Source organism: Algibacter sp. YIN40, assembly GCF_057219435.1.
In genome coordinates this window covers 18,315-30,490 of record NZ_JBXVVC010000002.1, presented here as the reverse complement: position 1 = coordinate 30,490, position 12,176 = coordinate 18,315, and the positions used below count along the sequence as shown (strand labels likewise).

Sequence of the window (12,176 nt, the reverse complement as noted above, 5' to 3'; positions counted from 1 at the left end):
TTTGACGAAGTTAATGTAATATAATTACACAAAAACAATTACTTTTGTTTCACTTGTATGAAACAGATAACTAGTTCACAAAACGCTTATATAAAACAACTTATTCAATTAAAAGATAAGTCGCGTGAGCGTAAAAAAACTGGCACTTTCTTAATTGAGGGCGAACGTGAAATTTCTTTGGCTTTAAAAGGTGGTTATGAGTTAGAAACAGTTTTATTTTATCCTGAATTGTTTTCTGAAGTTCAACTCAATAAATTAATTGATAACGTCAGGCTGAGCGCAGTCGAAGCTCAACTCAAAAGTATTGAAGTTTCAAAAGACGTTTACCAAAAATTAGCCTATCGCGATACTACTGAAGGTATTCTAGCAATTGCTAAAAGTAAAATTCATAACATTAATAATTTAAACTTAAAACTAACGAACCCGTTAGTTTTAGTTGCTGAAGCACCAGAAAAACCAGGAAACATTGGTGCTATTTTAAGAACTGCTGATGCGGCAAATGTGGACGCTGTGATTATTGCTAATCCAAAAACCGATTTATACAATCCTAATATTATTCGTTCTAGTGTGGGTTGTTTATTTACAAATAACATCGCTACAGGAACTACAGCAGAGATTATTAAATTCCTTAAGACTAAAAATATAAATATTTACTGTGCAGCATTGCAAGCGTCTTCGGATTATCACTTACAGGATTACTCTAAACCAACTGCTATTGTTTTAGGAACAGAAGCAACAGGCCTCAGTAATGAGTGGTTAGAAAACGCAACTAAAAATATTATTATCCCCATGCAAGGTGAAATTGATTCTATGAACGTGTCTGTTGCAGCAGGAATTCTTATTTTTGAGGCCAAACGCCAAAGAAATTTTCTTTAAAATTTCTCGTAAATCAAATTACAAATCCCAAATTCCAATTGGAGTCCTTTTGGAATTTAGAATTTTAATATTGGAATTTTATTTTTTATGACATCAACAACACTATTTTACATCATTATTGCTATCATTATTATCAATTTTATAGTTGATAAAGTTTTAGATGCTTTAAATGCAAAACACTACAATGACGCACTTCCTGAAGATTTACAAGATGTTTATGATGAAGCTGAATATAAAAAATCGCAAAATTATAAAGCAACAAATTATAAGTTTGGATTACTAACTTCTACGTTTTCTATCATTCTAACTTTAGGGTTTTTAATTTTTGATGGTTTTGAATTCGTAGACAATATTGCTAGAGGTTATAGTGAAAACCCAATGATCGTTGCACTTATTTACTTTGGAATTATTATGATTGGTAGTGATATTTTAACAACACCATTTTCATATTACAGCACCTTTGTTATAGAAGAAAAATTTGGATTTAATAAAACAACTAAAAAATTGTTTTTTATTGATAAAATTAAAGGCTGGTTGATGATGGCTATTGTTGGTGGCGGTATTTTGGCGTTAATTATTTGGTTTTATGAGTCTACAGGACAATATTTCTGGTTGTATGCTTGGGGATTAGTTGCCGTGTTTACCTTGTTTATGAATATGTTTTATTCTAAACTTATTGTGCCACTATTTAACAAACAAACCCCTTTAGAAGAAGGTACATTGCGCGATAAAATTTCGGCATATGCGAAAACTGTTGGTTTTAAATTGGATAAGATTTTTGTGATTGATGGCTCTAAACGTAGTACAAAAGCCAATGCTTATTTTTCTGGTTTTGGTAGTGAAAAACGTGTAACGCTTTATGACACCTTGATTAATGATTTAGAAGATGAAGAAATTGTTGCAGTTTTAGCTCACGAGGTTGGGCACTACAAGAAAAAACATATCATCTTTAATTTGTTTGCTTCTATTCTATTAACTGGATTGACGCTTTATATTTTATCTTTATTTATTTCAAACCCATTATTATCTCAAGCTTTGGGTGTTGAAATACAGAGTTTTCATATTGGATTAATTGCTTTTGGACTCCTTTACTCGCCTATTTCTGAAATTACTGGTTTAATTATGAATCTATTTTCTAGAAAATTTGAATACCAAGCAGATGATTATGCTAAAAACACGTATAAAGGCGAACCTTTAATTACTTCACTTAAAAAACTATCTAAAAATAGTTTAAGTAATTTAACGCCCCATCCTGCTTATGTGTTTATGCATTATTCGCATCCTACGCTTTTGGAACGGATTGGGAATTTGAGGAAGTAACTACTCATCGATTAATCGGTCTGTTAGAGTTTCCGAGAAAAAGAGAACCAGCAGTGAAAACCAGTTAAAAGCCAAAAATTGATAATCCAAATAATAGTGTATCTTTGCCGCTTGAAACTCGAGAAGAGTTTAAATTCCTCAGAGTGAGGATGTGTTATTAGAAGTTTAGGTTTAAGTATGTCGATTCACTTCTTTATGTAACACTGCATAATAAATCGCATACATTAAATTAAAATGAGCACATTCCAAGATTTAGGTCTTAATGACGACCTATTACAAGCAATTACAGATTTAGGGTTTATAAAACCCAGTGAAGTACAAGAAAAAGCAATTCCAATATTATTAGAATCTGAAACCGATTTAGTAGCACTGGCCCAAACAGGAACTGGTAAAACAGCTGCCTTTGGTTTTCCAATGTTAGAAAAAATTGATATCAATAGCAGAACAACGCAAGGCTTAATTCTATCGCCCACTCGCGAGCTTTGTTTACAAATAACCAACGAAATGAAACAATATGGTAAGTACTGTAAAGGGCTTAACGTTGTCGCTATTTATGGTGGATCTAGTATTACCGATCAAGCACGTGAGGTGAAACGTGGCGCACAAATTATTGTGGCAACTCCAGGTAGAATGAAAGATATGATAAGTCGACGTTTGGTTGATATATCTAAAATTCAATATTCAGTTTTAGATGAAGCCGATGAGATGTTAAACATGGGCTTTAAAGAGGATATTACTGATATTTTATCGCACACACCAGATGACAAAAATACTTGGTTGTTTTCTGCAACGATGCCTCGTGAAGTTGCAACTATTGCTAAAAAATTCATGAATAATCCACAAGAAATAACTGTTGGAAATAAAAATGAAAGCACGAACCAAGTATCACATGAGTACTATTTAGTAAATGCCAGGGACCGTTACCAAGCATTAAAACGTTTATCGGATGCAAATCCAGATATTTTCTCGGTTGTATTTTGTAGAACGAAACGTGATACACAAAAAGTAGCTGAAAATTTAATTGAAGATGGCTATAATGCTGGAGCACTACATGGAGATTTAAGTCAGAATCAACGTGATTTGGTAATGAAATCTTTTAGAAACAAGCAAATACAAATGCTTGTAGCTACTGATGTTGCTGCACGTGGTATTGATGTTGACGATATTACACATGTTATAAATTATCAATTACCAGACGAACCTGAAATTTATACACACCGTTCTGGTAGAACTGGACGTGCTGGTAAAACAGGAATTTCAATGGTGATAGTTTCCAAAAGTGAAGTGCGCAAAATTAAAAGTATCGAGCGCATAATTAAAAAGCAATTCGAAAAAAAGGAAATTCCTGATGGTGCAGATATTTGCGAAGTACAATTGATGTCACTGGCTAATAAAATTCATAACACAGAAATAAATCATGAAATTGATAAACATTTAAGCAGTATTAATGAATTATTTGCTGATACGGATAAAGATGAATTGATTAAAAAATTCTTCTCTGTTGAATTTACACGTTTTTATAACTACTATCAAAAATCTAAAAACTTGAATGTTTCCGAAAGCTCTAGAGATAGAGAGGGAGGACGTGAAGGTGGCAGAGATTTTGGTGGCAAAAATGATTCTACGCGTTACTTCATTAATGTTGGTGGCAAAGATGGTTTTGATTGGATGAAATTAAAAGATTTCTTAAAAGAACAATTAGACCTTGGTAGAGATGATGTTTTTAAAGTAGAAACAAAAGATAGTTTTTCTTTCTTTAATACTGAAAATGAATTAAAAGAGAAGGTTTTAGCGTTTTTTACTGATTTTAAATATGAAGGTCGTTTTGTAAATGTTGAAGTTTCTGAAAACCGTGGCGGTGGCGGAAGACGTGATAGAAAAGGTGGTGGAAGACGCGATGGTGGAAGAAGAGATGATAGACGTGGTGGCGGAAGACGTGACGACAGAAAAGAGGGCTCTGGAAATAGAAGTGACAGAAGGCGAAGTGATAATTCTTCTAAACCAAGACGTTCAGATTCTGGTAACTCAGGTATTTCTAGACCTAGACGTTCTAGACGCTAGTTATGCTCTTTTTTTTGTTAATTTTAAGTCAAAATAAAACATACAACATAGAATTGACGTTTTGTTTATTACTTTAGCCTTGAAATTGATTGCATGAAAAAATACCTGCTTATTTTTATTTTAACACTAGTAGTCTCACCATTTTGTTTTGCTCAAAGTGATGATAAGGTTTCTGCTATAGTTATAAATGCAGCAGATGACACACCGCTAGAGAGTGTAAACATTGTTAATCTTAATCAAGTTCTTGGAACAACTACTAATAGCAAAGGTGAATTTGAAATTCGAGCAAAAACAAATGATACGCTGCACTTTTCTTATCTAGGTTTTAAATCGATTAAAGTTCGTGTAACAAACGACTGGTTAAAGTTTGGAAATGCAACGATAGAATTAACAGAGTTAGCACTTGCTCTCGAAGAGGTTGTTGTAAATCAATTAAAACTTACAGGCTATTTAGAAGTCGATATAAAACAGGTACCTATTATTAATGATAATTATCGTTATAGCATATCGGGACTTCCTAGCACGGGTTATGAAGCTGGCAAAAAATCAGCCTTGACCAAAGTTATTGGTTCCATTTTTAATCCTGCAGATTTCTTGTATCGTATGTTTGGAAAAAAACCAAATGAGTTACGTAAGCTGAGAAAGATGAAGCAGGATGATGAAATTAGAAATTTATTGGCTTCACGTTTTGATCGAGAAATGCTTACTGTTTTACTTCAAGTAGATCGTGTCGATTTAGATGAAATAGTAAGCCAGTGTAACTACTCAAAGGGGTTTATTCAAACAGCTAACGATTTGCAGATACTTGATGCAATTAGTGAGTGTTATGAAGAATACAAACTACTAAGTAGAGGTAGAAGTAAACGTCTGTAGCACTTTAAATAAGTCGTTTTAAAATCTATTCTGAAATAATATGTCGCATTAAACTCGGTACAGATATTCTAAAAATAGGTGTCTAAAGATTTTCATCAGCGATTATATTAACTATTCAAGCTCCTTTTACGACAACTTCTTTTTTTGATTTATAATATTTCAATTGATGTAATAAATTACGTAAAAAAGATAAATAAATTATTGTAGATTATTAATTTATAACTATTTTTGCACCCAATTTCGGGTTAACCTCTGGCGAGAATCGTGAATGTTGTTTCGAATCAATCATTATTAAATTTAAAGATATGGAATCTTTAGTAAAATTTGTTCAAGACGAATTTGTAACAAGAAAAGACTTACCAGAGTTTGGAGCTGGTGATACAATTACAGTTTATTACGAAATTAAGGAAGGAAGTAAAACACGTACTCAGTTTTTTAGAGGTACTGTAATCCAGAGAAGAGGGTCTGGATCTTCTGAAACATTTACAATTAGAAAAATGTCAGGATCAATTGGTGTAGAGCGTATTTTTCCAATTAATTTACCTGCATTACAAAAAATTGAAGTTAATAAGCGCGGTAAAGTTCGTAGAGCAAGAATCTACTATTTTAGAGGGCTTACTGGTAAGAAAGCTAGAATCACAGAACGTAGACACTAAGTGTTATAATAACTATACAAAAAAGCCTTTTACTTAAGTCAAAGGCTTTTTTTATTAACAAAAGTTAATAAGTATGGTTTATAAATGGTTAATATCTAATCATTTAAAAAATTTGTAATTCTCGATTCTTGATTTATATTAGCAGAAGAATTAATAACAACTTCGGTTGGTTTCATTTGAAAAAGTGAGACATTTTAATTCTTATTAAAGTAACGTTCTTTATATAAATTGTTTTTTGAGGTTTAGTTGTGCCATGTGTATGCATGTGTGAGCAAGAGACCAAGATTCTGTAAAAAGCCCCAAATACGCAAGTAGGTGGCAGCTAGTGCAGATGAAAGTTCAAAAAAATAGCAGAATCGAAAGTGAACGCTATAAATGAGAGCAATGCTTAAAATCAAACAGACATGAAAATGAATGTGAGATGATAAGTTTCAAGAAAAACAGTTAACAGGAGTATTTTAGTAATAGGTCAATGCAAATTGAAAATTACAATAAGGTACTTCTTTGAAATGACCGAACTTGAATTGAAAAGGTTTGATGAAAATTTAAACCAATGTTAGTAGCAATACTAAATAGATCACGGGAAGTTATTTCAAAAAAAGCCATGTCAACGCAGATTAAATTCTACAGTGATATGGCTTTTGTTATTTTATAAACTTTTCAAAATATATTTAAATAATCCCCATTTGCATTGTTGTTTTTTAGCATTATGCTAAATGCGTTCTGTTAATGCATTTTCATTAACCATTAGCACATTTATAAAACTCTATTTTTGTATATTCGCAACGCTAAAAATGGAACTAATATTTTACTACAGTTTCTAGCATAGTAATAATTCAAAAAAATATTGACACTAATGTCTAAAATAATTTACACGAAAACAGACGAGGCACCAGCGTTAGCAACTAGATCGTTCTTACCTATTGTAAAAGCTTTTGTAAAATCTTCAGGTATTCATATTGAAACTAAAGATATTTCCTTAGCCGCACGTATTTTAGCTGTTTTTCCAGATTTTTTAAATGAAGACCAACGCGTTTCTGACGATTTGGCATTGTTAGGTGAGCTAGCAAAAAAACCTGAAGCCAATATTGTAAAATTACCTAACATTAGTGCCTCTATTCCGCAATTAAAAGATGCAATTAAGGAACTACAATCTAAAGGATTTAATATTCCTAATTATCCAAATAATTCTGAAAGTGATTCAGAAAAAGACATAAAATCTCGATACGACAAAATAAAAGGTAGTGCAGTAAATCCAGTATTACGTGAAGGTAATAGTGATAGGCGCGCACCAAAAGCTGTAAAGAACTACGCAAAGAATAATCCACATTCTATGGGTGCTTGGTCAAGCGATTCTAAAACCCATGTAGCTACAATGTCTGAAGGAGATTTTGCTCACAACGAAAAATCTGTTACTTTATCTGAAGCAACCGATATTTCAATTGAACATATAGACCATAATGGTGTATCAACAATTTTAAAAGATAGTTTCTCCTTATTAAAAGGTGAAATAATTGATGCTACCGTAATGAGCAAAAAAGCTTTAGTAAGTTTTTTAGATACGCAAGTTGCGGATGCACGAAAAAAAGGTGTGCTGTTTTCTCTTCACATGAAAGGAACGATGATGAAGGTGAGTGACCCAATTATTTTTGGTCACGCGGTCAAAATATTCTTTAAAGATGTTTTTGACAAGCATTTTCAAGTTATTGAAGACCTTGGAGTAAATGTAAATTCAGGCCTAGGGAATCTACTAGAACGTATTCAAGAGTTACCGGAGAACAAACGCAAAGAAATTGAAGCTGATATTGAATCAACTTATAAAAAAGGACCTTCAATTGCCATGGTGAATTCTGATAAAGGAATTACCAATTTACATGTACCAAGTGATGTAATTATTGATGCCTCTATGCCTGCTATGATTCGTACATCTGGACAGATGTGGAATGCAGAAGGAAATTTACAAGATACAAAAGCTGTAATTCCAGATAGTAGCTATGCAGGTATCTATGCCGCTACAATAGATTTTTGCAAGGAAAATGGCGCATTCGATCCTACAACTATGGGGACGGTTCCTAATGTTGGTCTTATGGCTCAAAAAGCTGAAGAATATGGTTCTCATGACAAAACATTTGAAATCATTTCAAATGGTATTGTAAAAGTAATTGATGCTTCTGGAAATGTTTTGTTACAACACAAAGTTGAAACTGGCGATATTTGGAGAATGTGTCAAACAAAAGACGCTCCAATTCAAGACTGGGTAAAATTAGCGGTCTCTAGAGCTAGAGCATCGCAAACTCCTGCTGTTTTTTGGTTGGATAAAAATAGAGCTCATGATGGACAAATAATTGATAAAGTAAATACATATTTAAAAGACCACGATACTTCTGGATTAGATTTAAGAATCTTATCCCCAATTGAAGCTACCATTTTCACTTGTGAAAGACTCATAAAAGGACAAGATACCATCTCGGTTTCTGGTAATGTTTTACGTGATTATTTGACAGATTTATTTCCTATTCTCGAAGTAGGCACCAGTGCAAAAATGTTATCAATTGTCCCATTAATGAATGGCGGTGGTCTCTTTGAAACTGGAGCTGGAGGATCGGCACCAAAACACGTACAGCAATTGCTTGAAGAAAACCATTTACGTTGGGATTCTTTAGGTGAGTTTTTAGCATTAGCAGTTTCTTTAGAACACTTTAGTGAGGTAAATAATAATCCGAAAGCTAAAGTTTTGGGTGAAGCGCTTGATGATGCTACAGATAAGCTATTGGAAAACAAAAAAGGGCCTTCAAGAAAAGCAGGTGAATTGGATAATAGGGGAAGTCATTTTTATTTAGCTATGTATTGGGCACAAGAATTAGCTAATCAAACTAAAGATAATACCTTAAAAGAAGAATTTACTCCAATTGCTAAGCAACTAGCAAGCAATGAAGAAGTAATAGTTAAAGAATTAAATGTTATACAAGGCAAAGCAGTGAGTATTGGAGGTTATTATGAGCCTGACGAATCACTAATAAATGAGGTAATGCGCCCAAGTAAAACATTTAATACTATTCTAAGCTAAAGATTAAAATAAACTATATTTTAAAAGCTCCTTTATTAGGGGCTTTTTTTATATTTTTATAAAAAAAAGAAAATTTGCTATCGAATGAAAAACCTTCTTTTATGGTTTATTTTTGGCCTATGTATTAATATTACTTCACTACAAGCTCAAGAAAAATTCACCTTAAGTGGTACAATTTCAGAAGAAAAAAGTAACGAGACTCTTATTGGAGTGAATATCCTTTTTCCAGAAATTCAAGCTGGTACAACCACCAACGAGTATGGTTTTTTTTCTATCACACTTCCAAAGGGAACCTACAATATTTCCATAAGTTATTTAGGGTTTAATACCATAAATGAAGCTATTGCTCTAACCCAAGATATTAGCAAGAATTTTAGTCTAATAGATAATTTAGAAAGCCTCGATGAAATAGTTATTACAGAAAATATTGAAAAACTCAATATTAAGACACCTCAAATGAGTGTAAATAAGTTAACCGCTGGGAGTATAAAAGATATTCCTGTGGTTCTTGGTGAATCTGACATTATTAAGGCCATCACCTTACTACCTGGCGTAACTAGTGCAGGAGAAGGTGGTTCTGGTTTTAATGTGCGTGGTGGTGCAGCCGATCAAAACTTAATACTCTTAGATGAAGCCACCATTTACAATTCATCACATCTATTTGGTTTCTTTTCTGTATTTAATCCAGATGCTATCAAAGACCTACGCCTATACAAAGGAGGTATTCCTGCACGATATGGCGGTAGAGTTTCTTCCGTTTTAGATATTTATCAAAAAGAAGGAAATAGTAAAGAATTCCATATGAATGGTGGCATTGGCTTTGTTTCAAGTAGATTACTTGCCGAAGGTCCAATAAAAAAAGAGAAAGGGTCTTTCTTATTTGGGGGGCGCTCTAGTTATGCACACCTATTTTTACCGCTTTTCGATATTGATAACATCGCATATTTTTACGATTTAAACACAAAATTAAGTTATAAACTAAACGATAGAAACAATATTTATTTATCTGGTTATTTTGGGCGTGACGTTTTTAGAATTGAAGATACTTTTGAAAACACTTACGGCAATTCCGTTTTAAACTTTAGATGGAACCATTTATTTTCAGATAAATTATTCTCAAATTTATCTTTAATCTACTCTGACTATTACTATGATTTAAAATTAAATTTTGTTGAATTTGATTGGGTTTCAGGAATTCAAAATTTTAATTTAAAATACGATTTTAAACACTATCTAAGCGATAAAATAAAATTACAATATGGTTTAAATAGTATCTATTATAAATTTAATCCAGGAGACATTAAGCCTACAGTTCCATCTTCGGGCATTAATCCTTTTAAATTAATTGATAAATATGCATTTGAAAATGCTATTTATTTAGACGTTGAACATAAAGTTTCCAATAAATTAGCTTTGTCATATGGTATGCGTCTAAGTTCTTTCCATCGCTTGGGGCAAGATGAGCTTAATGTATACGAAAATAATCTTGCAGTTATTTTTAATGAAGATTTTCAAATTTATGAAAAAGCCAACCCGATAGATACTGAATCGTTTAAGCGAAGTGATGTTATCGCAAAATTCTTCAATTTAGAACCAAGAGCATCTTTAGCTTATCAATTAAACTCAGAAAGTTCCATAAAACTAAGTTATAATCGTATGAGTCAGTATTTACATCTTCTTTCAAATACCAACTCTCCTACGCCATTGGATATATGGACACCAAGTGGAAAATTTATTAAACCACAATTACTCGATCAATTTGCAATTGGTTATTTCAAAAATTTTAGTGATAGTAACTACTCAATAGAACTTGAAAGCTTTTATAAAACAGTAAAAAACAGGATCGATTATATTGATGGAGCCGATTTAATAGCCAATAATGCAATTGAACAAGTCATACTAAACGGTAAATCTAGAGCTTACGGTTTGGAGGTTTTACTTCGTAAAAACGAAGGTAGATTTAAAGGTTGGTTCGCTTATACGCTATCCAAATCTGAACAACAAACAAAAGGCCGAACAGTCAACGAATTAGGTATTAACAATGGTGAATGGTATAAAACGCCCTTCGATAAAACCCACGATATTTCTATTACAGGAAGCTATCAATTAAACAAAAAATGGAAAATAAATAGCAATTTCTTATTCCAAACAGGTCAACCTGCTACCTTTCCAAACAGTCAATATGAATATAATGGCTTAAACATTCCAAATTTTAGTGGCAGAAATTCAGACAGACTACCATCCTATAACAGGTTAGATATAGCATTTAACTACACGCCAAAACCTAACAAGAAAAATGGTTGGCAAAGTTATTGGGTGTTTAGTATTTACAACATTTATAATCGGCGAAATGCAGCTTCTATATCATTTGGGCAAAACACAAATACTGGATTAAATGAAGCCACTAGATTAGCCATTTTCGGTATTGTACCATCAATTTCTTATAATTTTAAACTTTAAGATTATGAAAAAACTAACATATTTAATACTTCTTAGCTTTTTTACCATAGTATCTTGTGAGGATGTGATAGATGTAGATGTAAATTCGGCAGAACCAAAATTAGTTATTGATGCCTCTTTAAACTGGATAAAAGGAACAGCAAGCAATAGGCAATTCATTAAACTAAGCCTAACCGCTCCTTATTTTGACAATACTATTCCACCTGCAACGGGAGCAATTGTAGCAGTATCAGATTCTAATAACAATACCTTTAATTTTATTGAAGAATCTAATACCGGTATTTATATTAATGAGATATTTAACCCAGAAATAGATGTTACCTATAACCTTAGCATTAGTTATAATAATGAAGTATACACAGGTACTGAAACACTATTACCAATAGCACCCATTGAGTTTGTTGAGCAAAAAAATGAAGGTGGTTTTTCTGGTGATGAAATTGAAATAAAAGCTTTTTATACTGATCCTGGAAACATTGAAAATTTTTACCTATTCGAGTTCATTGTTTTTTCTAGAAATGAGCTAAGCCTTGAAGTTTATGACGATGAATTCACAGATGGGAATCAGATTTTTGCTTTTCATTCTGATGAAAACTTAGAAAAAGGCGACGAATTAGTTATTAGAAGTTCTAGTATCTCAGAACGTAATTATGAGTTTTTAAATATTTTATTACAGCAAACAGATGATGAATCTGGTGACCCTTTCGAAACACAACCTGCTACAGTAAGAGGTAATTGCATCAATCAAACTAATCCAAGTAATTTTCCATTAGGTTATTTTAGAGTTTCAGAAACAGATGTTTTCACCTATCTCATTGAATAATTAAAATCCTTTAAACATCTTATCTATTTTCTAACTAGTA

8 protein-coding genes are annotated in these 12,176 nt (G+C 32.4%); all 8 read left to right on the top strand.

All coding sequences use genetic code 11. The annotated features are described in order from the left end of the window. Positions 1–57: 57 nt before the first annotated feature. The 8 genes from AC2D6V_RS07915 to AC2D6V_RS07880 all read left to right on the top strand — a co-directional run bounded on the left by AC2D6V_RS07915 (position 58) and on the right by AC2D6V_RS07880 (position 12,136). On the top strand, positions 58–876 hold the full coding sequence (locus AC2D6V_RS07915) for a TrmH family RNA methyltransferase (protein ID WP_484647553.1): 819 nt from the start codon (positions 58–60) through the stop codon (positions 874–876). Between the two features lie 87 nt (positions 877–963). After that, entirely contained in the window at positions 964–2,196 is a 1,233-nt protein-coding gene (locus AC2D6V_RS07910) for a M48 family metallopeptidase (protein ID WP_484647552.1), read from the top strand. A gap of 234 nt (positions 2,197–2,430) precedes the next feature. After that, positions 2,431–4,257 (top strand): DEAD/DEAH box helicase, encoded by a 1,827-nt coding sequence (locus tag AC2D6V_RS07905; protein ID WP_484647551.1) that lies wholly within the window; start codon positions 2,431–2,433, stop codon positions 4,255–4,257. A gap of 93 nt (positions 4,258–4,350) precedes the next feature. After that, positions 4,351–5,130, top strand: a complete 780-nt coding sequence (locus AC2D6V_RS07900; RefSeq protein ID WP_484647550.1) for a carboxypeptidase-like regulatory domain-containing protein — start codon at positions 4,351–4,353, stop codon at positions 5,128–5,130. Between the two features lie 305 nt (positions 5,131–5,435). Further along, the gene (gene rplS, locus AC2D6V_RS07895; RefSeq protein ID WP_484647549.1) at positions 5,436–5,786 is read left to right on the top strand and encodes a 50S ribosomal protein L19; all 351 of its coding nucleotides are present in this window, start codon (positions 5,436–5,438) and stop codon (positions 5,784–5,786) included. A gap of 856 nt (positions 5,787–6,642) precedes the next feature. Further along, entirely contained in the window at positions 6,643–8,853 is a 2,211-nt protein-coding gene (locus AC2D6V_RS07890) for an NADP-dependent isocitrate dehydrogenase (RefSeq protein ID WP_484647548.1), read from the top strand. An 84-nt stretch (positions 8,854–8,937) separates the two neighbouring features. Then, complete coding sequence (locus AC2D6V_RS07885) at positions 8,938–11,313, top strand: TonB-dependent receptor (protein ID WP_484647547.1); 2,376 nt, start codon at positions 8,938–8,940, stop codon at positions 11,311–11,313. A gap of 4 nt (positions 11,314–11,317) precedes the next feature. Next, positions 11,318–12,136: a DUF4249 family protein gene (locus AC2D6V_RS07880; protein WP_484647546.1), complete on the top strand. Its 819-nt coding sequence runs from the start codon at positions 11,318–11,320 to the stop codon at positions 12,134–12,136. Positions 12,137–12,176 lie beyond the last annotated feature (40 nt).